Origin of the sequence: Lacrimispora amygdalina, assembly GCF_900205965.1 — a bacterium.
GTDB lineage: Bacteria > Bacillota > Clostridia > Lachnospirales > Lachnospiraceae > Lacrimispora > Lacrimispora amygdalina_A.
Genome location: NZ_OAOF01000015.1, coordinates 37053 through 62724, shown reverse-complemented (window position 1 = coordinate 62724; position 25672 = coordinate 37053). Strand labels below are relative to the sequence as shown.

Below are 25672 nucleotides of genomic sequence, written 5' to 3'. Positions count from 1 at the left end.
TTGTAAATAAGCCCTGACAGCCGCAAACATGCTCTTAGTGAGAACATTTCCCTGCCAGAGCAAATGATGGAAATCAAAAGTATGTCCTTTAGATGGAGTATTATGGGAATTCTGATAGCAATACCGATGCCTTTATGCTACAATAAATGATTATATAATTTAAATCTGCAGGCAGGTGAAACAAGTTGAAAATTGTCATTGAGGAATCACATGATGGGGAAGAAGACCAAATAATTATTAAGTGCCGGGAGATGACTGAGGAGTTGATTCATTTACTGGCTATGATTAAATCACATGATACACTTATTGCCTACGATGGAAATAATATTCACCGTATACAGCCGAAAGAGATCTATTACATTGAAGTTGTTGATAATAAAACTTTCCTGTATTGCAAAAATAAGGTGCTTGAATCAAAACAAAAATTATATGAATTAGATAACTTTCTTTCAAAAAGTGACTTTCTGCGGGTATCAAAATCGGTACTACTTAATTTAAGTAAAATTAAAACGCTGAGTCCCGCGCTGAGCGGACGCTTTGAAGCTACTCTTTCCAATAACGAAAAAATTATTATTTCACGGCAGTATGTAAGCGATTTAAAGAAAATACTCGGAATATAGGAGGCGTCAGCATGAATGCAGAAAATTTGTTAAAAACAATGTTTCGTTCCTTTTTCATAATAGTAACTGGGATTATTTCTTCTATGTACGTATTTTGCCAGATATTTTATCCAGATGCCAGATTTTCTCTGCATGACATAGGTGGAATCCTAGTGATGGCTTTTGCCAGTGATCTTCCATATCTTCTTTTTTATTCGGGTAAGGAACTTAGCAAAAAGCAGATGTACATTCGTAAATCAATACACCTGCCAGTACTTTTATCCGTAGTTTTGTATTTTGCCTGCCTTTGGGACTGGATCAGTCTTAACCACACCAAAGAAGTTCTTACATTCGTTTTGCTTTTTATAATTGTATACATTATGGTTTTTTTAATTTGTAAATATCAAGATAAAAAAATGGCAGATAAACTAAATCAGCGTCTTAGAGAGCGTTACCGCTCACAATAGAATTTATTTATAAAGATGGCAGGCTATTTACAGCTTACCATCTTTTTTTTACAGCTTAACTTCTCCTATTCACAGCATACTTTTAGATCCATTGCCGACATTGCATTATTTTGTTAAAGTGAATACCGAAGGAGGTGATTCTGCTTTATTGTTTCCTTTTTTAAAAGCCACAGCGCATACAGCACTGCCAGCACAATTATAGGTACCTTAATTGGATTTTTAACAGGCATTTATCTCCCTATAGGAGACCTGCCCAAATCCGTGCAAATTGTCATAAAATTGTTTCCTGTATCCCACGCTGCTTCGCTCTTACGCCAGGTACTTATGGAGGATGCTATGAAGGCTTCATTTTCAGAAATACCAGTAAGTTATTTGAATGAATTTAAAGAGTATATGGGAGTTTCCTTCCGCTTTGGTGACTATGTTGTTCCATGGTGGCTCAGTGTTTTCATTCTGGTATTCACAGCCACTATATTTTATGGACTGTCACTATTAAATTTATCAAAAAGAATCCAGTAATGATATGAAACTACTTTCACCTTAAAAAACCCCATTCCCTTATCATGGGGAATGAGGTCTTTTACTAACTACTCAATTTCACATTATAAATATATGAATGATCATCAGTCAAGAATCAATCTTGCCGCACCAAAGATACCAGCATCATTGCCAAGTGTTGCAAGAACAATCTTGCTTTTGCTTTTTGAAATTGGGGTAAATGCATCATAATGACGGAAAATCTCATTGATCAGGAACTGTCCTGCCTTTGATACGCCTCCGCCTATCACAAATACCTCCGGATCAATGACCATGGATATCTGCGCCAGCGTAAGACCCAGGTAGTGACCGACAACGTCTATCACAGATTTTGCCAGTTCATCTCCTGCCTTTGCCGCATCTAACACTTCCTTCGCAGTCACATCATCTCCGAAGTCCCTTAATACAGAAGGAAGTTCACAAGCAGCCATCATCCTTCTGGCTTCCCTTGCGATTCCGGTCGCACTGGCAATCTGTTCCACGCAGCCCACACCGCCGCAGTTACAATGCTCCGTCTCTTCATCCCGAATATGAATATGACCGATTTCCCCTGCCAGCCCGTGTCTGCCGGAAATAATCTTCTCACCTAAGATTACGCCGCCGCCAACACCTGTGCCCAGAGTGACCATAACAATGTCTTCGTAGCCTTTTGCGCCGCCCTGCCACATCTCGCCCAGAGCTGCCACATTGGCATCATTCCCGCAGAGAACCGGAATTCCATCCAGCCTGCTGCTCAGCTCTCTGCCCGGATATAAATCACGCCAGCCTAAATTTACGCAAACCTCCACATATCCATCAGGCATAACCGGACCAGGAACGCCCATTCCTATTCCTTTGATTTCATCCAGAGAGAGTTTAAGTTTCGTAAGCGTTTCCAGAATGGAGACAGATACATCATCTAAAATATATCTTCCGTTCTCTTCCGTTCTGGTCACAACCTCCCATTTATGGAGAAGTTCCCCTGTCGTTTCAAATATTCCGATCTTAACAGATGTTCCTCCCACATCTATGCCAATACACTTTTTTCCCATGTCCGATACGCTCCTTTATGCTTTTGTATCACAGCAGATGTATTGATTATAAAGATTTAGCCACCTCTGCAACATGCTCAGGTGTAAATCCAAAGTGCTCAAACAACAGCTTTGCAGGACCGCTGGCTCCAAACCCGGTCATAGTCACATATGCGCCGTCAAGACCAACATATTTGCCCCAGCCGAAGTCACTTAACGCTTCTACTGCTACACGTTTCCTGACTGCCTTTGGAAGTACGGATTCCTTATACTCATCGCTCTGCTCTTCAAATAAATCCATACAAGGCATGGAAACTACGCGGACTTTTCTATCAGTAATAAGCTCTTTTGCCTTCACAGAAAGTTCCACTTCCGATCCGCTTGCAATAAGAATCAGATCCGGTGTTCCTTCACAGTCATCGATAACGTAACCGCCCTTTAAAGCCTCTTTGCTGCTTCCTGGCATAGGAGTTAAATTCTGTCTTGTCAGAACCAGACCTGTCGGTGTCTTTTTGGAAGTCAGTGCAGAATACCAGGCTGCTTCTGTCTCTGTCTCATCACAAGGACGGAATACATGGAAGTTTGGCAATGCACGTAACATGGCAAGCTGCTCGATCGGCTCATGAGTCGGACCATCTTCACCAACTCCAATGCTGTCGTGGGTAAATACAAATGTTAACGGCACTCCCATCAAAGCGGAAAGACGAGCCATAGGCTTAGTATAATCACTGAAAACAAAGAAGGTGGACACATAGGTACGAAGTCCTCCGTGAAGCATCATGCCGTTACCGATAGCTGTCATACCAAGTTCCCGGACTCCGAAATGCATATTTCTTCCGCTCCGGTTTTCTTTGCTATAATCTCCCATATCCGACATATTTGTCTTATTGGAAGGTGCTAAATCTGCAGAACCTCCGATTAAGTTAGGCATAAATGTTTTAATTCTGTTTAAAACCTGTCCGGATAAGTTTCTGGTTGCATCAGCCTTCTCCGGCTTTTTCCAGAAATCAGCGCATGCTTCAATGGCTTTTTCTCCTGCATCCGGATCATAGTAAGCATTCCATAATGTCTCCATCTCAGGATATTCCTGACAATATGCGGCAAACATTACATTCCATGCTGCTTCGGTCTCTGCCTTTTCCTCTGCAAGCTTTCTGTAATGACTGTAAACTTCCTCCGGAACATAGAACGGTTCCATAGAAGGCCAGCCCAGATTCTCCTTTAATGCAGTAATATTGTCTGCACCAAGAGGTTCTCCGTGAGCGCTTGCCTTTCCCTGCTTTGCAGGACAACCGTAACCGATCTGGGTCTTTATGGTAATAAAGGACGGATGCTCGGTATCTGCCTTTGCATCTTCAATAGCACGGCCAATAGCTTCCAGGTCGTTACCGTCTTCAACCGTAATAATCTGAAAACCAAATGCTTCCATACGTTTCTGTACATTCTCAGTAAATGCGATATCTGTACTTCCTTCAATGGAAATTTTATTGGAATCGTAAATAACAATTAATTTTCCAAGACCAAGAGTGCCTGCAAGAGAAAATACCTCAGAGGATATACCCTCCATCATGCATCCATCACCACCCAAAGCATAGGTGTAATGATCAACCACCGGATAGTTATCCTTATTAAATACAGCGGCAAGATGGCTTTCAGCAATTGCTATACCTACTGCCATACCCATACCAGCGCCCAGAGGACCTGTTGTTGCTTCTACACCAACTGTATGGCCGTATTCCGGATGACCTGGGGTTTTAGAATCCATCTGACGGAAATTCATCACATCCTCTTTGGACAGATTTCCATATCCAAACAGATGAAGAAGTGAATACAGAAGCATGGATCCATGACCTCCGGATAATACGAAACGGTCTCTGTTAGCCCATGTAGGATCTGCAGGATTGTGGTTCATGTGATTGGCCCATAATTCATACGCAGCGGAAGCGCAGCCTAATGGAAGTCCCGGATGTCCGGAGTTAGCTTTCTGGATTGCATCGGCAGAAAGGATGCGGATTGCATTAATTGACATAGTATCGATGTTGCTCATTGGTATTGTCCTCCTATTTGTAATCTTATTTCTTTCATGTTTTGGGGTCCGGTCACGATCAGAGTATTGGGAAATCTGCCGTTTCGGATTTTGGATATGGGAAAATCAAATGTTCCGGAAAACTTAAGTCTTCCTGACATATTATAGACTCTGCAAGAGTCTTCATTATACAAAATTACCAGGTTTCCGTCAATATCGGCATGTGTATACTGATATTGGAAACCACTGGTAAATACCAGATTACCATTGGATTTATATACATTCAACTTGTACGTATTCTCTCCTTCGGAATTATTAAGGATTAATCCTGCATACTTGTCCGAGAAAAATACACTTTTTATCTCATCCTCTGCCGGTACCTGTTTAATCAGTTCCGGAGAGAGTGCATTCTTTGTGGAGAAAAATGAAATACCGTTATCTGCAAACGCACAGGAATACGTGTCATCAAGGAACCGGACCTGTGCTACAAGTGATTGCTCGTATGGTTCATCAAATCCGCCTACCAGCCTGTCCGGTACACTTTTACCAATTTCGGCAAAATTATGAAAGGCAACTCTACCATTCATTGTTCCATTTTTTAAATATGCATAGGCTCCAATCAGCTGGGTTCCATCCGGAGATAAACTGATGTCAACCGGATAACCGGAATCTCCTCCTAACAGAGCTTTGATCTTCACATCCAAAGAGCTGCCATCCCGTTTGTAAAAATACACGTAATTAGAAGTGCTGTCTTCTAATATTACCGCCACAACTCCGTGGGCAGATACTGTAGCTTTTACAATGGGCAGCACCGTCGTAGCCATGCCTGTATTTCCTGTCTTGTCAAAGATATAGATGGAATTGCCCTGCTGGTCTGCAATGACCGCGAAAGGTCCATTCACACTGACAACCGGGGATTTCATCTCGTAGCTTTGGATCCATACCTCTTTGCCCTGGGAATCGATATAGGAAGCTCCATCTTTGCTGTATTTCAGCACATTGCTGCCGAAGCTTAAATATCCTACATAGCTGCCCTCATTCAACGATTTTTCCCAGATGACACTGTATCCAGTATACTGACAATATTTAAAATATGTATACAGACTGACTGCTCCGGCAGACAGGAGCAATAACACCACCAGAAAAATCTTAAATCTTTTCTTTTTTACCTTTGTGCGGGCTCTTTTTATAATTTCATTGCTGTCCTCGTCCTTTTGCGGTAAAGCCGGGACAATCTGACGCCGCAGCTGGTCTTTCTTTATCTCTCTGTTCATTGAGTTCATATCGCTCATGCAGTTTCTCCTAAAAATGCCCATATATAATTGTAGTATACATCAAATCAGAGAGAAACGCATTAAGTTTTTCTAAGGAAGACGCAATTTCTGACCCGCAACTATCTTATTTTCATCTTCCAGCCCATTTAATTCACAAATTTCTTTTAATTTACTGATATTATTGTATTCGGACATACAGATTCCATACAGAGTCTCGCCTTCCACCACAACATGAGTCCTCTGGCTGTCCGATACTGCCGCCTCCGTCGCAGCTGAGGTTTCAGGCTGTGCTGCCTGAGTTACCTTCTCTTCCGTGTTCGTCTGAGGCGCAGCCGTTGTTTCACCGGCCGTATCCCCGGCCTTTGCTTCTGACTTTGCGGTCTCAGGCATGGTTTCAGACATAGTTTCCTTATTGACTGCAGAGGTAGGATAGACTTCTCCTTCTGCTTCCTCCACCACAACTCCGGATTCCTTCTTATCTCCATTTTCCTTGCTTTTATCACCCAGAATTATTTTTTCAGCCTTTGCCGGAATTGCAGATACTACTACACTTTCCATACCACGCATCTGTTCATAGTTGTTAAACATAACAATTCCGCCAGCTAATATGACGACTGACATGGCCATGCACATGCCCCGGAGAAGTCCGACAGTCTGATGCTTGTCCGATGCCTCTTCCTTATTCTCGCCCATTCGCTTGCGGAATTCTTCAATTACCTTATCATTTGTATCGGTTTCGATACGTTTTACATCCTTTCGCAGCACCATATAGTCCTGCATCATCTGATTTCGTTCATAATAGATACTGTACCCCTGAAGTCTATAAAACCCATCCTCCGAGGTGACATAAATTGTCTCATCCCCCTCCGTACCACAACTCAGATACATTAACTTATTCGGTCCTCCAAAATACTGCATATGCTGTTTCCAGTAATTTAAAGGAGTCAGGTCATCTCCCGGACTTCCGCATATAAACCAGCCCTGTATGGACCGCTTGGGAAACAGCTGTTCCATGCTCTGGGAAGCCCTTTTCCAGGATAGCTCTGTAAATGCCACCTTCCGCCCTTCTTCCGTTACATCCTCCATTTCCAATGCTCCGTCAATGAAGATATATGGAGTTCCTTCATTTAACTCCAGACTGCCTAATAGAAGTCCAACCCTTAGTCTTTGTCCACTTACAGGATACAGACGTTTTAAATATGTGTTAACATAATCTTCTACATACAGTTTTACGATCTCATCCCGTTCCCCAATCTGTCTGATGTTTTTTGGCAGCTTTGGGAACGGATTGTATAATTCATCCATTGGATCACCCCGCTATTCTATTTAATCCAATGAATCATAGCATACGGTGATTGAAAAACGTGTCAAAGAAAGTACGTATTTTCCCATAACTTTTCGACAAGGCAGATACTCCGGCTGATACAGTCTGCCATCCGCATTACAACAGAAAGCCGGATGCTCTGAAGCATGAGCGGATCATAATTTCCGCAGCTTCCTACGATACCAGTAATAAATATATCACCTACTGCCCGGAGCTCCTTGCTCACTCCAAGTCCCGGTTTTAGTGCTCCTTTTCCAAGGGTAACATAACCGATGTGCTCCATATTTCCAACAGAAGCATCCACTGCTATCACCACATGATTGGGATAACGTAGTTTTAAAATAGTCTGATAGGTTTCTAAATTCATGGCATGAACCGGACGCTCCAGCGTTCCAAGTATATCAATATGCTCAATTCCCATTTCATTTAGCTTATAACCAATTAAGGGCCCAAGGCTGTCTCCCGTGGAACGGTCGGTACCAATGCATAGAAACAACACCCCCGCCGTTTTTCCATTCTCCTGCTCCGAGCATATCATGTTGTAAAGTCTGGCAGCAAACTCCTCAGCTTCAAAGGTCTGCCTTGTGTCATAATAAAAAACATCCCGATTTCCCCGGATTGCAATTCTTTCCCATAATTTCATAATATACTGCCCTGCTGTCCTTATTTTTCTCTGTTCTATTATAAGCCGGGTTCTCTGGAATTATTCACCTTACTCTCCTTCAAAAAAGCAAAAAAAGTACAGGTCTGCTATTTCCCTGTGCAGGTTCCTGTACCTTCTTAAATTAGTCTTTCATGCTATTGTAAACGTCTTTGGCTTCACTGATTGTTGATGCCTTTCCCATTCGTATGATATCAGCCAGCTCATCAAGCTTTTCCGGTATCATAAAATCAGATCCGATATAAGAAGCATAATTATCATTGATAAAAAGAGTTTGTTCCTTCACCCGCATCTGTGCTTCCTTCCAGTTTTTTACCGTCTCTTCATGTTCTTTCTCAAGCATTGATATCTTTTCTCTCTTGCTGCTTGCAATTTCATCCGAGATGATAGTACTTGTCACCTTATCAAACGTGTTTAAGGCCTCCTGTTTCTTATCTGCTATATTCATAAGATCCTGTTCTGTCTTAGCTATTTCATCATCAAACCGTTCCAGATTATAGACCTTCTCATTCCTGTCCTTCTTTATGGCACGGATAATGGCACGAAGCTTCCTGCGGTTGGACTTAATAGAGTTCTTAATCAGCCGCCCTTTCTTCAGTGCCTCAGGGTGTCTCACCCTGGTCCGGTTATTAATCAATATATAAATTCCTCCAAAAAGCAGAATGGAGACAAAATAAATGCCTGCCAGGTAAAATGTATTTCTTTGAGGTATCAGAAAATAGATCCCGCATGGTATAACCAGAAAGAAAATTAGTGCAGTAATCAGCAATAGGATCATTTCAGAAAATCCCCTGGTAAAAAACAGGGCATAGTACCAGGTGCTTCTGCAATAAGCCGGAACATGATCCCGTTTAAAAACAGATTTAAGTTCCCCGGCCAGCTCCCTGTTTTTATCCTTAAGCTCCTGGGTTTCTTCTTCAATCCGTTCCTTTACGCCCTGGGTCTTCGCTTTCTCCCGCTTATTCCTCAGGCGCTTTAAATGTTCCTGTTCCTTTGCGATCTCACCGTCGTAAGTATCGTTAATCTCCTGGACACGCTTCTTCACCGTAAGGCTGATAGCATCGGTCACAGCCTTTCTCTCCGCTTCCAGTTCTCTTAAAAGACTCTTTTCTTCCAGACGGTATTTTTCCAGCAAACTTTTACTTACCGACAGTTCCTGAACAGCTCTGCATGCTTCTCCCAGAAATCCAACCTGATCTTCAATCGGCTGTGCCATCTTTCGTCTTCCTCCTTCGGTTTTTCCTCTGATAATTTTATCATAGGATGATTGGTTTTACAACGTCCTGTATTTCTTCCTTGCCAGATTCCTTCACATAATGCTATAATCGACTCAGTATTATGCTATGTAAACCGAAATTTGTCTGATAGAAGGGAAAATTATTATGTTTCGTATGTGGGCAAAATTGATAACGAATACCCGGATCGTTAAGGATACCGTCATCTGCAACTCCGACTACAGTCTGTCCAGGACTTCCATGGTGTTTCAGTCTCTGGAGGAAATCTGCTATCAGTTTGATCTTGGAAAGCCCATTTGGCTTGATTCAACAGTAAAAGATTTTAAAATGCATTCAAAAGCACGATTTACTCAGGATAATTTTATAGAACCCATTGATTTTGATTTTCTTGAAATACAGATTATAGAAGAATAAACTCAGGGTATAAAAAAAGTCCGCCACAACCGTGGCAGGACTTTTTTATTGGTAATACTTATAATCTCTTTAAAAGCTCTTCTCTCTCCTTCTCAAACCCGGGTTTGCCAAGCAGAGCAAACATATTCTTTTTATAGCTTTCCACCCCCGGCTGGTTGAACGGATTGACTCCCAGAATATAACCGCTTACACCACAGGCATATTCAAAGAAGTAGAACAGCTGTCCTAAGCTGAATTCATCCTGACCCGGAATGTTAACCATCAGATTCGGAACATCTCCGTCACTGTGCGCCAGAATTGTACCATTCATCGCGCTCTTGTTGACGAAGTCCACGCTCTTTCCCGCCAGATAATTCATTCCGTCCGTATCAACCTCTTCTTCCTTTAAAAGGATTTCTGCCGGAGATTCTTCCACATTTAATACAGTTTCAAACATAATTCGGGACCCATCCTGAATAAACTGTCCCATAGAGTGCAAGTCTGTGGTTAAATCCACTGCTGCAGGAAAAATACCTCTCTGATCCTTTCCCTCGCTTTCTCCAAACAGCTGTTTCCACCACTCGGAAACATAATGAAGGCTTGGCTCATAATTGGCCACGATCTCAACCGCTTTTCCTTTTCTTAAGAGGATGTTGCGGATCGCCGCGTACCGGAGAGCACCGTTAGACTCATAAGGTGCGCCTAATGCCTCTTCTCTGGCTGCTGCCGCGCCTTCCATCAATTTATCAATATCAGCGCCGGATACTGCAATCGGAAGAAGGCCGACTGCCGTAAGCACTGAGAAACGTCCTCCCACATCATCCGGAACAACAAACGTCTGATAACCCTCCTGGTCCGCTAAATTCTTTAACGCACCCTTCGCCTTATCCGTAGTGGCATAAATCCTTTTATTTGCCTCTACACGTCCATACTTTTCGATCAGCAGATCCTTAAATACGCGGAATGCAATTGCAGGCTCTGTGGTTGTACCGGATTTGGATATAATATTAACGGAGAAATCTTTTCCTTCCAGCACATCCTTTAAATCCCGGATGTATTTACTGCTGATGCTGTTGCCGACGAAATAAATCTCCGGAGTTTTACGTTTTCCTTTTGGTAATACGTTATAAAAGCTGTGGGATAAAAATTCGATCGCTGCCCTTGCACCAAGATAAGAACCGCCGATCCCGACAACCAGCAAAACATCCGAGTCATTCTGAATTTTTTCTGCCGCTGCCTTTATTTCCTGGAATTCCTTTTTATCGTAATTGACCGGTAGATCAATCCATCCCAAGAAATCATTACCTGCACCAGTTTTGTTCATCAGCACTTCTTTCGCACACATTACTGTGGCTTTCATGTTATCCATCTCTTCTGCTGTTACAAAACCTGCTGCTTTGGAATCATCAAACACTATATTTCCCATTGCTAATATTCTCCTTTTCCTATTATGTCAGGTTCCTGTCTGCCTGTTTAGGAAAATTATATCATAATATTCATTGAAATGCGACTTTATTTTCTTCTGCCCTCCAAACGTTCATGTTAAATACTCCTGAAGAATCTCCCCGATAAGCTTTATTTCCTCCGGGTTTAAATCCTTAAGCCAGTCCTCTCCCTGCCTGCTGCCCCGCACCTTTTCCCGGCTGGCCGCAATCTGTTCCAGACTCTTTTTTAAATAATCCACGTCACGGACGGAGCCTTTTGCTTCCACTGATTCCATGGGTTCTCCTCTCATTGACAAATTCTCCATTTCATCAGAATATTCCTCCGCCTGCTTTTGAGGACGGTTACGCCCCCTTTGCCTGGTGCTCCTTCTGTCCGCTTTCCGGTCCGGTTCCGCTTCCGGCTCTGCTGCATTCCTTGTCTGGGCAGCATAGATCGAGCGGATATTCTCACGAGGCTCCAGTCTGGGACCAGACATGGAGGCCGACTCCTCCCGCTCCTGATCCAGCCGGTAGATCAATGTATTCTCCAGATAATTATCCAGTGCTGCAAACAGCTGCTGCCGCTTTTCTGTTATTCCGGCACCATGATCCACCAGTATGGTAAACAGCCCTGCCATAATACCTACCGAACCATACAGCACAATATAGTAAGGATCTGTCCGGTACCAGTAGGAACCAAATGCGGCGGCACCGCCTCCTAAGAAGCACCAGAGTGTCATTTGATTGGAAAACATGTTCCAGCCATGGAGTGTAATACCCATATGTTTAAAATCATACATCTGTCTTTCCAAATAAGCCTTGACCCTGGGAATCCCCTGGTTCATTTGATAAGTTGATTCGGTCTTCTGTTTAAATGCACGAAGGTTCCTGTTTTTGGTAAGTGTCAGATTATCTGATTCTTTAATCAGTCTTTTGTAGAGGTTACGTGTCAGCCATCTGGTAATAATACCAATACCGCAGAAAATTGCAAGCACGTATAACGCTTTGCCTGTCTGTAAAAATTCCAGCATAATAATAGCTCCCCTTTCTTCCCGGCATCTCCGGGTGATAGGTTTATTATAAACACCCGGACTGCCTTTGGGAAGATGAGAGAGCCTAGAATCGTTCGTCAAATCCTGCCAGGATTCGATTCTTAAGTTAATCTGAATATTTTTCTGCCATAGCTAAAATAAGGTTCACAGAAGCTTTAACCGCCTTCTGTTCAAACTCGCTGTAGTCCATATTTGCGCTGTCATCCGCCTTATCTGAGATTGCTCTGATAACCAGAAACGGTATGTGGTTTAAGTGGGCTGTCTGAGCAATTGCAGCACCCTCCATCTCCGTACAAAATCCTTTAAATGTATCAGAGATCCATGTTTTTTTAACCCTGTCAGAAACAAACTGGTCCCCTGAAACCACTCTTCCTTTAAAAATTCCAACTTCAGGATTCACCTCTTTGCAGCAATTCTCAGCCAGATTCCGAAGATTTTCATCCGCATGAAATGAAAATTCCTTCATCTGGGGAATCTGCCCTGCCGGGTAACCAAAGCCGGTGGCATCCATATCATGATGTACCACATCGGTGGACAGAACTACATCACCAATATTAATTTCGTTCTTTAAAGAACCGGCTATTCCAGAATTAATGACCGCGCTCACATGGTAATGATCCGCCAGAATCTGTGTACAGATGGCAGCATTAACCTTTCCAATCCCGCACCGGACCACAACTGCTTCAAGTCCTTTTAACGTTCCTTTATAAAAATCCATTGCCGCTATGGTTTCAACCGTAACATCCTTCATGGATTCTTTTATTTCTGCAACTTCCACATCCATTGCTCCGATAATTCCTAACATAGCAGTCCTCCTTTATATTTTATCCATTATTTCACCGGCTACCGTATTATTATAACGGAAAACGGAGCAATTGTGTGATTAATTTCAATATTTTCCAGACGCAGAGTCAATAGCAGCTGATTGATTTAATTCCGGTTCCACAGTTCTTTTCTTGTAAGATTCTTTTCCGGTTGTACCGGTTACCGTTGTAAGCTTGAATTTTGAAATCTGTTCCCGAAGAATCTGTGCCTGTGCAGCCAGCTCCTCACTGGAAGCAGAACTTTCCTCTGCAGTTGCAGCATTGGTCTGTACAACTGCAGAAACCTGGGAAAGTCCCTGATTAATTTCAACAATGGCATTTGCCTGGTCCTGAGTGTCGGATTCTATCTGTTTTATTGCTTTATCAACCAGATCCGCTTTTACTGCAACATCATCTAAAAGCTTTAAGCTTTCATTGGCCATCCGTTCCCCTTCAGCTACCTTATCCGTAGATTTCTGTACCAGATCTGCCGTCGGCTTGGCCGCTTCCGCTGATTTTGCAGCCAGATTTCTGACTTCATCTGCAACAACCGCAAAGCCCTTTCCTGCCTCACCCGCTCTTGCTGCTTCCACTGCCGCATTTAATGCCAGGATATTTGTCTGGAAAGCAATGTCTTCCACAATCTTTGTTACCTTGGAAATCTCTTCAGAAGAATGGCTGATTTCTCTCATTGCTTCGTTGAGCTGCTTCATTCGGTTATTGCTTTCTCCCACGCCCTGGCCGGCCTGCAATACGGATTCCGTTGCATTACGTACAGATGTCGTATTCTTTTCTGCTTTTTCTGTTACACTGTGAATGGAAGCAGTCAGCTCTTCTATCGTGGCCGCCTGCTCTGTTGCACCAGATGCAAGTGCCTGGGAAGCATCAGAAACCTGACCTGCTCCGGAGTTCACCTGCTCCGCAGCGGTATGAATTACCTGCATGGTTGCATTCAGAGAAGAAATGGTACTGAGTAAAGACTCTTTAATTGCTGAAAAATCCCCAACATAATCCAGATCAACAGTAAAGTTCATATTTCCCTGAGACAGCATGGTCAGTTTTGAAATAATATCTTCAATATATGATGTAAGTCTTGCATTGGTGGAACGGATGCTGTCTGCCATACGTCCCAGCTCATCACGGCTTTCATAGTGAATTTCTGAGCGGAGATTTCCTTCCGCCATATCCTTATAAACTTCTTCTATTTCTTTGACTGGTTTAAGTATTGCCCGTGTTAATATAAAAATAATAGAGAGGGTTGCTAAAACAGATGCCACCAGCACCACCAGTAGAATCACCCAGGACTCAGCAATCACATTTTTTGCTGTCTGCTTCTGTATATCTGCTTTTTGTGCTCCAACCACATTCATCTGTTCCATTATATCTGTAATCTGATTAAAAGGCGGTAAAAATTCTTCCTGGAAAATTTTATAGGCAGCTGATGCATCCTTAGTAGACGGATCATTTAACAGTTCCAGTATTTTATTACGGGCTGCTTCTGCCTCCTGTACATGCTGATTTACATCTGCTATATTTTTATCATTTGCTGCGCTTCGCTGGTTTTTAGCAAATTTATCAAAAACCTCCATGAAATTTTGTGCGCTTTTACCGGACATATCAAGAGAGGACTGGTAATCTTTCCCTGATTCCTTTTCTAGAAGCGCCATCAGCAAAAATCTCTGAACCGACACAGCTTCCCGTTGAGCCACTAAGTTGTTATAGGTAAGTGGATAGGTAAATTTGGAATATAATTCTACCTGATTACCTATTTTGGATATACTGGCCGCAGAAGTTCCAAGGGAAACCAGCAATATTAAAAAAACAACGCCAAACCCGATTGATAACTTCCATTTAACCGATAAGCCTCTGATGAATTCATTGAAACCTTTTTTCTCTCTCATAATTGTACCTCTCATTATGTATTTATTCTAAAGCATAGATAATATCTCTGAACAGCGAAAAATCCAGGTCTTTACCCTGGTTTTTTTCCGCCCGTCAGTTTTCTTATAACCATAGGTGCTGCAGTCAGAAACCATACCGTATATTGTTCTGGATTGTGCAGCATGCTTTCAGATAAATCAGCTATTTCCATCCATTTCAGATCCATAATCTCTTCCTTGTCCGGACTGATTTCTCCATAATACTGACCAATAAATACGTGATCATATTCATATTCATACATCTCGTTATGAAACTTGTGAAAATAAATAAATTCTCCTACCTCTTCACAGCTGCAGACAACGGAAAGCTCCTGGTAAAGCCGCCGCTCAACTGCTTCCGTTAAAGATTCCTGACAGCGGGGATGGGAGCAGCATGCATTGGTCCACAAGCCGCCGGAATGATATTTCTCCAATGCACGCCGCTGAAGCAGTAATTTTCCCTCATGATACAAAAATACCGAAAAAGCCCTGTGAAGCAATCCTTTTTTATGACACTCCTCTTTGGTTGCATTCCCAATTTCCCGATCTTGTATATCAACACAGATTAAATGATCCATCATTGCTCCAATCAGTCATCTTTCAGATATTCTTTTAAAAACAGATCTGCAGCTGCTTCCACATTTTCACACAGGAGATTAATGTCCTGTGCCGTTGCATGCTCTACGTGGACGCCAAGGCTTACAGACACCGGCTCTCCGGTTTCTAAACATAACTTCTTTGCAATCTTTTCTGCCAGTTGTACATCTTTGTGTCCCGGTACTGTCAGGGTCCAAAGATCGCAGTTTGAAAGCTGCTGCCCGTCAATCTTTACACCCGGAGATGCTAATGCCACACCTCCCAGATGCGCCCGTTCGCCTCCATCAACAATAACGGCCAGCCCGCTTCCGTTTGTCAGATGGGCAGTAAGATTTATTCTATGTTTTCCAGCTCCGAAGGTTTTGCTTATCATAGTGTCACTTCCTTTTTTAATTTCCGCGGCCCTACTCTGCACCGTGCCAGGGAACAAAGCTTTTTAAATCCAGTCCAAACTGCATCAGAATCTTACCAACCACATGATTAATCTGATCATCCAGGGAACGGGCGCCATTATAAAAAGTCAGCATGGGGGGGATTATGGTACAACCTAAATCTGCAGCCTCAGACATATTGCGAAGATGAACCTTTCCAAGAGGCATTTCTCTTGTACAAAGAACCACTTTCCGGTTTTCCTTCATACAGACATCTGCTGCCCTGATCAGGAGATTATCGGTGAAACCGTTTACTACTCCGGACAGCGTCTTCATACTGCAGGGCAATATAATCATTCCGTCTGTCTGATATGAGCCGCTGGAGATGGCTGCTGCAAGATTATATACATCATAATAATAATCTGCCTGTTCAATTAACCTCTCAAAGGGTTCATCTGTCTCAAGCTCCCAGGTTTTTCTGGCACAATCCGATACCACCAGATGTACCTCACAATCCTTAAAACTTTTCAGCGCTTTTAGCAGATATAAACTCATCACTACACCGGTTGCTCCTGATACACCTACAATAATTCGCATTAAAACACCTCTCTTAACAAGCAGTTATAAAATACCGGACACGGTAAACCAGATAACTGCAAAAGCAACGGTAAAAAATATCGGAATAAGAAGCGGAACTCCCATCTTTACTGTTTCCTTTTGCGTATACATTCCATTTTCCTCTCCCTGTCCCACCAGTATATTCAGGTGGTGGAACGGAAGAATATAATGACCGGAAATAGCCAGATAAATGACAAAAATCACTGCCACTTCATTGATTCCCAGTGCATTGGTACATACAAGGATTGCCGGTATGGCAACACCCATGACTGCTATTACAGACCCCATAAACATATGAATTGCAATAGCAATTGCGGCAATCATCAGGGATAGTACAAATATGTTGCCTGGCATGGTTTTGGGAAGAAGGGTTTCTGCAAGCCATTCATTCATGCCCGTTACTGCTCCTACCTTTCCAATCGCAATGGCAGAGGTTAGAAATACCAGGACATGAACAGGAACATCCCCCCACTCCTTTACTGTCAGAACATTACCAATTACCGGAAGAGCCATACACATTGCCACAGCCAGAGTGACCCATCCCACATCAAGTCCGGTAATCCCATTGGTTAACCAGAGACCAATTGCAATCAATATCCAGATCAGGGTTCTCTTTTCCCTTTCAGTCATTTTACCAAGGGATGACTGCGCAGCACGCACTTCCTCAAAATTAACTTCAACTTCTTTTGACGGTTTAAACAGAATCAGAATCAAAAGCATGGTTGAGATGCTTAAAAACAGGGCCGGAGGTCCCATTAACTGAAACCAGCGTACAAAATTAATACTTTCTGTCGTACAGTAAGTCACTACCAGGGGGTTGATGACAGAATCTCCGGTTAAAAAAATAAGTGAAACCGGTACTGAGGCTGCAAATACCGTAAAGCCTACTTTGACTGCATCTTCCTTTGGCATATTAGCCGCCTTAATCACAACCGACATGACAGACATGATTAAAAACGCCCGCGGCCAGGGGTGGGGTATAAACAGTGATAATATAAAGGTCAGTACAAAAATGCCAATGATAATGCTCTTCCATGAGCTGACAAATCTGAGGATGTAGGCATAAGAAATACGTTCCCCTAATCCAGACTTTTTAACAGCTGCCGCAATCATATAGGCACCAATGACCAGCCACAGGGTTGAGGTTGTCCAGCCTGCAAATACCACTTTCGTATCAGCAAGCTTTAATAAACATACGCAGACCAGATAAAATCCCCCAATATAGCCTGACTGGGCAACCTGCGCCGCCCACCAGACTACTGTCATTAATGTTAATCCAAGACAAATCTGTCCTTCCTTAGACAGACCGTCAAGGGGAAGAAGTAGGACAAGGACAAAAACAATAATACCGATTAAAAAACCTGTTTTCTGTTTGGTGGATGTCACGAAGCTTCTCCTTTCACAATTAAAATCCTAAAATCACTTATCAAGAGGCGGAATAGGAGGAATAATCTGAAGAGTATCAATCTGTTCCTTTTTCAGCTTGAATTTTTCATGAATCTGAGGAGTTTCAGTAGATCTCCAGGAATAGAAGCAATCCATACATTCGTAAACTTCCCATACATTTCCTACAGGAGAGGTTGCAATCACTTCAATTTTAGTTCCGTCACAGCGGGGACATTTCATAGTTCAATCTCCTTTCGTTATCAGCTTACATCTCAGACATCAGTTTTCGGATCAGATCTTCATACTTCTCATAGCCTGCCGGCGGCTCTAAAAGTTCTACTTCTCTTGGGTTTGGCTCCGGATCTTTTGGAGTTGTGGCATCAATAATCAGTTTGGAATGCATTCCTGCAGGATATGAGGAGGGGTCCAGAGGCATTCCCGGACAGTTAGGAATCACTACAACATCCTTATCCGGTCTTACCCGGGTTGTCAGAGCCCACATAACCTGGGGGAGATTAAATGGATCGACAAATTCATCAACAATAATAATAATCTTACTGTAAGAACCTCCATGAGGGGTAGAAAGAAGCCGGAATGCCACTTCTTTGCCAAATCCGCCAAACCTTACCTTCGTGGATATAATACAGCCGATTCCATGTGTATACATCGCATTGACAGCCTGTACTTCCGGGAAGTCTCTTTTTATCTGCTGGTAAAGAGGAACCGATGTATTTAATGCCATAAGATAATCAATTTCAGTCCATGGAATACCAAGATACAGATTTTCAAAAATCGGGTTGGTTCTGTGAGTTACATGAGTAATTGTAATAACGCACTGGCGTCTGGAACCGGAGTAGGAGCCCGGAAATTCTCCGAACGGACCTTCTACTTCCCGAACCCTTGGCTCAATATAACCTTCCAAAACAACCTCAGAACCGGCAGGAACATAAAGATTCTTATATAGATCAGACTGGACAATCTGAGTCGGCACACCATCCTGCAGGGCTCCTACGAATTCGTACTCATTTTGTGTATACATAACTGGTGTGGATGCCATATAGGTTACCAGAGGGCTGTTTCCGACTGTAATACAGATCGGAACCTTTTCATTCTTTCTCTCTGCCGCTTCCAGTTGAATCGCAATATCATGAAATGCCAGCGCCTGAATGCCTACACGGTTTTTCCCTTTTATCTGAATCCGGTATGTACCTACATTTAGCTTGTCAAAGTTATCCGGCTCCTTTGGGTCCGCCGTAATAATAGAAGCTTTGGATAGGAAGAAACCGCCATCCTGGTCATTAATCCGATATAATGGAAGAAGCTCAAACAGATTAATATCCTCCGCCTTATCAATGATATTTTCTTTACAGGGAGCGTCTTCTCTTTTAAGAATTTCAGGTTTCACCGGGAATCGGTCCCATCTGCGGTTAATTTCATGAAATTGCTCCTTAACGGTTGCCTTTTTCTCCATCCCCAGCATCAGAGCATGATTAGCCCATGAACCGTGTACATTGGTGACTACGCTGTAAGGATATCCTTTAACCTTCTCAAACAAAACAGCCGGGCCACCCTCAATGTTTGCCGCTGCCCTGCCTGCCGCCGCAATATCCGGCTCTGGATTGACCTCCTCCTTAATTCGTACTAACTGACCGTTTTCTTCCAGAGTGGAAAGGAAACTGCGCAAATCCTGATAAACTTTTGCCATAAATTTTCCTCCTGATCTTCTTCATAAACTGCTGATACGGTTACAAGCTGGATTATTTTTCCAACATAATAAAATTATAATCATTTACAATTTTCATGGCAATTCGATTAAAATCGCAGTAATATTCCAAAATGGAAACAGAAAACTCCCAATCATTTCAAATTTGACTTGAAAGAAATGATAAAACTTTAGAATGGTTATATAGAAATGCGTAATTATAGTGATTATACAAATAAATGATAGTTAATACTTATAAATTTTTTATATTTATAAGTATTCTAAAATGTCATTACAAAATAGTATAAACATATTTTCCTTCGCGTCATTCTGTATTATAATAGTGTTAATGACAAAACGTACATCTGAAAATGGATTTTTACGATTTATCAGTAACTAAAGGGGGCTAAATGATTATGACAAAATGGATTGATGATTTCCTGGCATTGGCAAAATACAAAAACTTTTCATCAGCAGCAGAGAGTATTTACATCTCTCAGTCAGCATTATCAAAACATATCAAGGCAATTGAGAACGAACTTGGAATTGTACTGTTTATCAGAAGCAACACAAAAGCGGAACTTACAGAAGCTGGTAATATTTATCTGGAATACGCACTGAGCATACGCCAGTGCACCCAGGATTTAAGAAACAAATTACAGAAGTTTAGTTCAGCCTGTTATATTACTCACATAACAGTGGGAACCATTCCATGTCTTGCAGAATCGGGAGTTATGCAGACGCTTCTTGATTTTCAGGAGAAGTTTGGAAATTATTCCATAGAAATAGTGGAAGACGACCAGACGCATCTTCTCAAGCTGCTAACTCAACAGGAAGTTGATGCAGCCATCTGCCGCACTGACTTACTGACAGATTCGGAATATGATGTCATCCCTCTGGTAACAGATGAGATGGTTCTAATCTGCAGCAAAAATGTATTTCCTTTTGAGCAGGGCAGCGAAATTGATTTGACCGGATTTAAATTTGATCATATTTATACCATTGCCAAAGAGTCTGATATTTACAGGCTGACTAAAAAACAGCTATACGATATCGGATATACAGGCAGTATCTCCGGTACATTTCCCAGGCATATGATGCTTTTGTCTTTTTTGTCTCAAAAAGGAGGCTGTGCTATATTACCCCGGCAGCTTGCTAATCTTCAAATGTTTCCACAACTTACCTACTATAGAATCAGGAATTCAGTTAAAACTACCATTGGTTTTGCGAAATTGTCCTCCAATAATACAAATCCCCAGTTACTTGATAAATCCAATATACTGTTTGATTATCTAAAGGAACTGTGATCTATTGACACTGCCCCTGGAATTCGTTATAATTCTTTAAAGTTCCAGATAAGACAAGTGTTATGATTATACGGAGGTATCAATGATGAAATATAAAACACACGGAGTATGTTCCCAGGAAATTAACTTTGAAATAGAAGGCAGTAAGGTTGCTCATGTACAGTTTGTTGGTGGTTGCTCCGGTAATACCCAGGGAGTCTCAAGACTGGTAGAAGGTATGGAAGTAGACGAAGCCATTCGCCGTCTGGAAGGAATTAAATGTGGATTCCGTCCAACCTCCTGTCCTGACCAGTTATCCAAAGCTTTAAAGGAATATAAGGGAAGTCATTAATATGAAAAGGGCTGCCAGATGAGCGGATTTTTCGGCATCTGGCAGCCCTTATTTTATATTTATGATTCTCCGAATACAGCTCTGTAATCAGCCTGAAATTTAGCAATTCCCTGCGCCGTTAACGGATGGTTAACCATTTGTTCCAGGATCTTATACGGAACCGTTGCAATATCGGCGCCTGCTTTTGCACAATCAATTACGTGAATGGGGTTGCGGATACTGGCAGCAATAATTTCTGTTTTTATATGGTGTGCTTTAAAAATATCGGTAATTTCCCGTATCAAAACAATTCCTTTCATGGAAATATCATCAAGGCGTCCCATAAACGGTGATACATAAGCCGCACCTGCACGCGCGGCTAAAAGGGCCTGGGGTGCCGAAAATATCAGAGTTACATTGGTCTTTATCCCTTCTGCTTTTAGTACCTTAACTGCTTTTAAACCTTCTGTTGTCATAGGAATTTTTACTGCCATATTGGGGTGAAGGGCAGCAATCTCTCTTCCTTCCCGTATCATACCATTTGCATCAGCCGTTGTTGCCTTAACTTCTCCGCTGACCGGTCCGTCAACGATGGCTGTAATTTCCTTTATAACCTCCTTAAAATCTCTTCCTTCCATCGCAATCAGGGAAGGGTTGGTTGTAACGCCGCAGATAATCCCCATGTCATTAGCTTTTCTGATGTCTTCCACATTGGCTGTATCAATAAAAAATTTCATTTTATCCTCTTCTTCCCTATACAAGACTTCTGATATTTTCTATCTGGTCTTTGTCAAGCTTTAATATATCACTGTTCTCCATAGAAGTATTTGAATCTTCTATTAAAATCATTTTTGTATCTTTCCCAGTTATCGTATTATGCCATAAGGATGCCGGTATGTTAAATACCTTTCCAGGTACCATTTTAACAGCGCTGAAGTTTAGTCCGTTTTCTGTTTCATTAGCATAAACAAGGGTGCAGCCGCCTTCTGTCAGCACAAAGAGCTCATCCGTTTTATTATGCCTTTCCAGACAGTCAATACCAGTAATGTCATTGGCTGGTTTCCAGTTTTTAATACCAACCGTCCATTTCTTATTTTCATATACCCGCTGCATGCCTTCTCCGGCAAATTCATACTGTGTAATATTCATTTTTAAGTAACTCTCCTTTTATTTTAACATCTCTGTGCAGGTTTTTACTACATGTGCTGCCGTCAGACCGTAAGCTTCAAAAAGCTGATCCGGTTTCCCTGACTTTCCAAACTTATCCTGAATTCCCATGATTGCAAATTTAGCTCCCCCATGACCCGCCAGAACTTCTGCGACCGCAGAACCCAGACCGCCGATCACGGAATGCTCCTCCAGGGTTACAATGCCTTTACAGGTTTTATTCATTTTCAGAATAATATCCTTATCAATCGGTTTAATGGTATGCATGTTCACTACACAAGCTTGGATACCACCCTTATTAAGCTCCTTGGCGGCCTTCAGTGCTTCATGTATCATCAGACCGCAGGATATAATACAGACATCATTTCCCTCCTTCATAACATTTGCTTTGCCCGGAATGAAGGGTGTATCTGATGTTGTAATATCATCACAAACCGGTCTGGCTACACGGATATATACCGGACCGTTAATTTTTGCAGCAGCCATTACTGCCTTTTCTGTTTCACTTGGATCACAGGGAACAAAGATCGTCATGTGAGGCATCTCTCTCATAAGAGCAATGTCCTCAAATGACTGGTGGCTTCCTCCGTCCTCTCCTACAGACAGCCCGGAATGGGAGAAGGCGAACTTTACGTTTGCATTGGTATAACAGATCGAATTGCGTATCTGCTCATAGGCACGTCCTGCTCCAAACAATGCAAACGTACTTGCAAAGGGGATATATCCGGTACTTGCAAAGCTTGCGGCCGCACACATCATGTTTCCTTCTGCAATTCCCATATTAAAGAAACGGTCAGGATACTCCTCTTTAAACATGCAGGTCTGGGTGGCATGTGCCAAATCCGCATCCAGTACCACTACTTTCTCATTTTCTGCCCCTAGTTTTACAAGGGATTCTCCATATGCAACTCTCAGTGACTTTCCCATTTAAACTGCCTCCTGTTCTTTCATTGCCACGGCAAATTCTTCTGCATTCATTGGCCTTCCATGCCAGCTATACTGATTTTCCATATAGCTGACCCCTTTTCCCTTAATGGTATTGCAGCAGATGAATTTCGGCCTGCCTGATACCGGAGTCTTCAGAGCCTTTATAACAGCACTGATATCATGACCATCTACCTCCATGCACTCAAACCCAAATGCATCAAACTTCTTTCTGATGTCTCCAAGACTCATTACTTCTTCATTGCTCCCATCAATCTGAAGCTTATTATAATCCAGCATAAATGTTAGATTATCCAACTTGTAATGGGATGCAGCCATAGCCGCTTCCCAAACCAGCCCTTCCTGGCATTCCCCGTCACCAAGAACTGCATAAACCTTATAGGAAGCCCCTGCGTGTCTGGCTGCAAGTGCCATTCCCATTGCAAGAGATGCCCCCTGGCCTAAAGATCCTGTATTCATATCCACCCCAGGTGTCTTTGTACAATCCGGATGTCCCTGAAGGTGGCTGCCAATCTGCCTTAGTCCTGCCAGATCCTCCTTTGGGAAATATCCCAGATCTGCAAGAATTGCATATAATGCAGGGCAGGCATGACCTTTGCTTAATACGAGCCGGTCCCTGTCGGGGTTATCAGGATTTTCAGGGTCTATGTTCATTACGTCATAATAGAGCGCCATAAGCATTTCTACACAGGATAAAGATCCTCCAGGATGCCCTGACTGACAGGCAAATAACATCTTAAGAATCTCTGCCCGCAATTCTTTTGATTTCAAATCGTAATTCATAATTTTTTCCTCCTTATTATCAGCCTAGCCCTTTACAGCTCCGGCCGTTAAGCCTTCCACCAATCGTTTCTGTGCGAAGAAGAACATGACACATACCGGTATAATCGTTATGATTCCACCTGCTGTAAGTAAATCCCATTGAACACCAAGCTGTCCGATCAGACTTTTTAATGCTACCGGAATGGTGCGTGTCTCTGTATTGGTAAACATCACAGCAAATGTATACTCATTCCATGATGTCATAAAAATATAGACACCGGTGGCAACCAGACAAGGACCCAGAATCGGAAGAATGATCCTCACAAAAGCTACTCCCCTGTTGCAGCCATCTACCAGAGCAGCTTCCTCAAGAGACATAGGAAGATCATTTAAAAACCCCAGCAAAAGCCATACGGAAAACGGAATAGTAAATGTGGTATAAGATAATACCAGTGAGGTGTGTGTGTACAGCAGACCCAGCTTACGCATAATGGAATATAACGGAATCAACAGCAATACCGTAGGGAACATATTATTGCAGAGGAAGGTACACATTAGAATCTTTCTTCCTGTGAACCGGTATCTGGAAAATGCATATGCCGCAAGAGTGGATGCAGTCAAAGATACCAGTGTCGTCAGGGCAGCTACAATAAAACTATTTTTGATAGCTGCAAGAAAATTAACCGTAGTTGTAAAAAGCTTGCTGTAGGACCCAAACGTAATTGATTCAGGCCAGTATGTAACAACCATTCCATAAAGTTCTTCCTCTGGTTTTACTGAAGTAATAAACGTCCAATAAAAGGGAAACAAAAGAAAAAGCAGTATAAATACCAGCGGAAGATACACACACACAATCTGTTTTATATCAACTTGCTTCCTCATTCTTATCCCTCCTCCTTAAAATTCAATCTCAAATACGGAACTGCTGCAAATAACAGTAGTACTGCCAGTAATAACGCCATAGCGGATGCATAACCCAGATTCAATGCATTTCCCTTATTGAAAATATAGACACTGAGGGTCTGGGTAGAATAAGCCGGACCGCCTTCTGTCATGTTAAAAATTACGTCAACGGAGTTTGCAACCCAAATCACGCGAAGCAGCACCGTAACAAAAATTGTATTTTTAATCGATGGTATTGTTATATAAAATAATTTCTGCAGGAAAGATGCCCCATCAATGTCAGCCGCCTCATAAATCTCAGCGGATACCCCTTGCAAAGCGGCCAGAAGCATAAGTGAAAAAAACGGGATCCCCTGCCAGACAATCGTCACAATAATACTTGGAAACGCAGTGGTTACCTGAGAAAGAAATGGTACTTTATCGGTAATTATATGGATTTTTAACAAAAGGTCGTTTAATACCCCAAAGTTACCATCATAAATCCATCTCCACATTAACCCGATCAAAACCCCCGGTGTCACCCAGGGAATCATGCTGACCGCCCTTATTACTCCCCGCCCTGCAAATTCCTTATTTAATAAAAGTGCCAGAATAAACCCCAGCAGGAACTGAAAGCCAACGCCGCATATCACCCAGACTATGGTCCGAAACAAAGCCCCCTTAAAAAGCGGATCCCTGCATGCCGCTATATAATTGGAAATTCCGTTAAATGCAATCTCCTTTGGTCTTCTAAGATCATAGTTCTGAAAACTCATAATAATTGCATTAAAAACCGGTATAAATACCACGCACAGTATAATCAGCACAGCCGGAGCCACTAATACATACGGCCATATCGTCCGTTTCTTAACCATTCGTATTTTCCCTCCCAACGGATGGG

General features: G+C 42.3%; 28 protein-coding genes. 6 read left to right on the top strand and 22 right to left on the bottom strand.

Annotated elements, in window-relative coordinates; genetic code table 11:
• Positions 1–185: 185 nt before the first annotated feature.
• The 3 genes from CRO04_RS18335 to CRO04_RS18325 all read left to right on the top strand — a co-directional run bounded on the left by CRO04_RS18335 (position 186) and on the right by CRO04_RS18325 (position 1585).
• Positions 186–620, top strand: a complete 435-nt coding sequence (locus tag CRO04_RS18335; protein WP_097005691.1) for a LytTR family DNA-binding domain-containing protein — start codon at positions 186–188, stop codon at positions 618–620.
• 11 nt (positions 621–631) lie between these two features.
• Entirely contained in the window at positions 632–1066 is a 435-nt protein-coding gene (locus tag CRO04_RS18330) for a DUF3021 domain-containing protein (protein WP_097005690.1), read from the top strand.
• 336 nt (positions 1067–1402) lie between these two features.
• Positions 1403–1585 carry a hypothetical protein gene (locus CRO04_RS18325; RefSeq protein ID WP_097005689.1) on the top strand — a complete coding sequence of 61 codons (183 nt, stop codon included), beginning with the start codon at positions 1403–1405 and terminating at the stop codon, positions 1583–1585.
• Between the two features lie 104 nt (positions 1586–1689).
• Here CRO04_RS18325 and CRO04_RS18320 read toward each other — a convergent pair whose 3' ends face one another.
• The 6 genes from CRO04_RS18320 to CRO04_RS18295 form a co-directional block, all read right to left on the bottom strand.
• Entirely contained in the window at positions 1690–2634 is a 945-nt protein-coding gene (locus CRO04_RS18320; RefSeq protein ID WP_097005688.1) for an ROK family glucokinase, read from the bottom strand.
• Between the two features lie 46 nt (positions 2635–2680).
• Positions 2681–4660, bottom strand: a complete 1980-nt coding sequence (gene tkt / locus CRO04_RS18315; protein ID WP_097005687.1) for a transketolase — start codon at positions 4658–4660, stop codon at positions 2681–2683.
• Entirely contained in the window at positions 4657–5931 is a 1275-nt protein-coding gene (locus CRO04_RS18310; protein WP_097005686.1) for a DUF5711 family protein, read from the bottom strand. Before CRO04_RS18310 ends, tkt begins: the two co-directional genes overlap by 4 nt.
• Positions 5932–6003: 72 nt before the next feature.
• Positions 6004–7218 carry a LysM peptidoglycan-binding domain-containing protein gene (locus CRO04_RS18305; RefSeq protein WP_097005685.1) on the bottom strand — a complete coding sequence of 405 codons (1215 nt, stop codon included), beginning with the start codon at positions 7216–7218 and terminating at the stop codon, positions 6004–6006.
• A gap of 62 nt (positions 7219–7280) precedes the next feature.
• A complete protein-coding gene (yyaC, locus tag CRO04_RS18300) occupies positions 7281–7880 on the bottom strand; it encodes a spore protease YyaC (RefSeq protein WP_097005684.1) in 600 nt (199 codons plus the stop codon).
• A 142-nt stretch (positions 7881–8022) separates the two neighbouring features.
• On the bottom strand, positions 8023–9114 hold the full coding sequence (locus CRO04_RS18295) for a hypothetical protein (RefSeq protein WP_097005683.1): 1092 nt from the start codon (positions 9112–9114) through the stop codon (positions 8023–8025).
• A gap of 166 nt (positions 9115–9280) precedes the next feature.
• Between CRO04_RS18295 and CRO04_RS18290 the strand changes: the two genes are divergently transcribed.
• Positions 9281–9547 carry a hypothetical protein gene (locus CRO04_RS18290; RefSeq protein WP_097005682.1) on the top strand — a complete coding sequence of 89 codons (267 nt, stop codon included), beginning with the start codon at positions 9281–9283 and terminating at the stop codon, positions 9545–9547.
• 58 nt (positions 9548–9605) lie between these two features.
• On the opposite strand, the gene CRO04_RS18285 is transcribed toward CRO04_RS18290, so the two are convergent.
• From CRO04_RS18285 to CRO04_RS18240, 10 genes are all read right to left on the bottom strand, one after another.
• A complete protein-coding gene (locus CRO04_RS18285) occupies positions 9606–10952 on the bottom strand; it encodes a glucose-6-phosphate isomerase (protein WP_097005681.1) in 1347 nt (448 codons plus the stop codon).
• 111 nt (positions 10953–11063) lie between these two features.
• On the bottom strand, positions 11064–11981 hold the full coding sequence (locus CRO04_RS18280) for a hypothetical protein (protein WP_097005680.1): 918 nt from the start codon (positions 11979–11981) through the stop codon (positions 11064–11066).
• A 127-nt stretch (positions 11982–12108) separates the two neighbouring features.
• Positions 12109–12807 (bottom strand): 5'-methylthioadenosine/adenosylhomocysteine nucleosidase, encoded by a 699-nt coding sequence (locus CRO04_RS18275; RefSeq protein ID WP_097005679.1) that lies wholly within the window; start codon positions 12805–12807, stop codon positions 12109–12111.
• Positions 12808–12891: 84 nt separating this feature from the next.
• Positions 12892–14706 (bottom strand): methyl-accepting chemotaxis protein, encoded by a 1815-nt coding sequence (locus CRO04_RS18270; protein ID WP_166432610.1) that lies wholly within the window; start codon positions 14704–14706, stop codon positions 12892–12894.
• Between the two features lie 71 nt (positions 14707–14777).
• A complete protein-coding gene (idi, locus tag CRO04_RS18265; RefSeq protein WP_097005677.1) occupies positions 14778–15305 on the bottom strand; it encodes an isopentenyl-diphosphate Delta-isomerase in 528 nt (175 codons plus the stop codon).
• A gap of 8 nt (positions 15306–15313) precedes the next feature.
• A complete protein-coding gene (locus CRO04_RS18260; protein ID WP_097005676.1) occupies positions 15314–15694 on the bottom strand; it encodes a hypothetical protein in 381 nt (126 codons plus the stop codon).
• A 31-nt stretch (positions 15695–15725) separates the two neighbouring features.
• Positions 15726–16289 (bottom strand): UbiX family flavin prenyltransferase, encoded by a 564-nt coding sequence (locus CRO04_RS18255; protein ID WP_097005675.1) that lies wholly within the window; start codon positions 16287–16289, stop codon positions 15726–15728.
• Between the two features lie 24 nt (positions 16290–16313).
• Complete coding sequence (locus CRO04_RS18250) at positions 16314–17696, bottom strand: SLC13 family permease (protein WP_097005674.1); 1383 nt, start codon at positions 17694–17696, stop codon at positions 16314–16316.
• 33 nt (positions 17697–17729) lie between these two features.
• Positions 17730–17936, bottom strand: a complete 207-nt coding sequence (locus tag CRO04_RS18245; RefSeq protein WP_097005673.1) for a non-oxidative hydroxyarylic acid decarboxylases subunit D — start codon at positions 17934–17936, stop codon at positions 17730–17732.
• A gap of 25 nt (positions 17937–17961) precedes the next feature.
• Complete coding sequence (locus CRO04_RS18240) at positions 17962–19401, bottom strand: non-oxidative hydroxyarylic acid decarboxylases subunit C (RefSeq protein ID WP_097005672.1); 1440 nt, start codon at positions 19399–19401, stop codon at positions 17962–17964.
• Positions 19402–19814: 413 nt separating this feature from the next.
• Between CRO04_RS18240 and CRO04_RS18235 the strand changes: the two genes are divergently transcribed.
• Both CRO04_RS18235 and CRO04_RS18230 read left to right on the top strand, forming a co-directional pair.
• Positions 19815–20705 (top strand): LysR family transcriptional regulator, encoded by an 891-nt coding sequence (locus CRO04_RS18235; RefSeq protein WP_166432609.1) that lies wholly within the window; start codon positions 19815–19817, stop codon positions 20703–20705.
• 85 nt (positions 20706–20790) lie between these two features.
• The gene (locus tag CRO04_RS18230; protein ID WP_097005670.1) at positions 20791–21036 is read left to right on the top strand and encodes a TIGR03905 family TSCPD domain-containing protein; all 246 of its coding nucleotides are present in this window, start codon (positions 20791–20793) and stop codon (positions 21034–21036) included.
• Between the two features lie 59 nt (positions 21037–21095).
• Here the strand turns inward: CRO04_RS18230 and fsa are convergent, their stop codons facing one another.
• From fsa to CRO04_RS18200, 6 genes are read right to left on the bottom strand one after another with little or no spacing between them, the layout of a single operon-like run.
• On the bottom strand, positions 21096–21752 hold the full coding sequence (gene fsa, locus CRO04_RS18225) for a fructose-6-phosphate aldolase (protein WP_097005669.1): 657 nt from the start codon (positions 21750–21752) through the stop codon (positions 21096–21098).
• Positions 21753–21768: 16 nt separating this feature from the next.
• Positions 21769–22164, bottom strand: a complete 396-nt coding sequence (locus CRO04_RS18220; protein ID WP_097005668.1) for a cupin — start codon at positions 22162–22164, stop codon at positions 21769–21771.
• Positions 22165–22182: 18 nt separating this feature from the next.
• Positions 22183–23109: a transketolase family protein gene (locus tag CRO04_RS18215; RefSeq protein WP_097005667.1), complete on the bottom strand. Its 927-nt coding sequence runs from the start codon at positions 23107–23109 to the stop codon at positions 22183–22185.
• Positions 23110–23910: a transketolase gene (locus CRO04_RS18210; RefSeq protein WP_097005666.1), complete on the bottom strand. Its 801-nt coding sequence runs from the start codon at positions 23908–23910 to the stop codon at positions 23110–23112.
• A gap of 24 nt (positions 23911–23934) precedes the next feature.
• Positions 23935–24771, bottom strand: a complete 837-nt coding sequence (locus tag CRO04_RS18205) for a carbohydrate ABC transporter permease (RefSeq protein WP_097005665.1) — start codon at positions 24769–24771, stop codon at positions 23935–23937.
• 2 nt (positions 24772–24773) lie between these two features.
• A complete protein-coding gene (locus CRO04_RS18200; RefSeq protein ID WP_097005664.1) occupies positions 24774–25646 on the bottom strand; it encodes a carbohydrate ABC transporter permease in 873 nt (290 codons plus the stop codon).
• Positions 25647–25672: the final 26 nt, after the last annotated feature.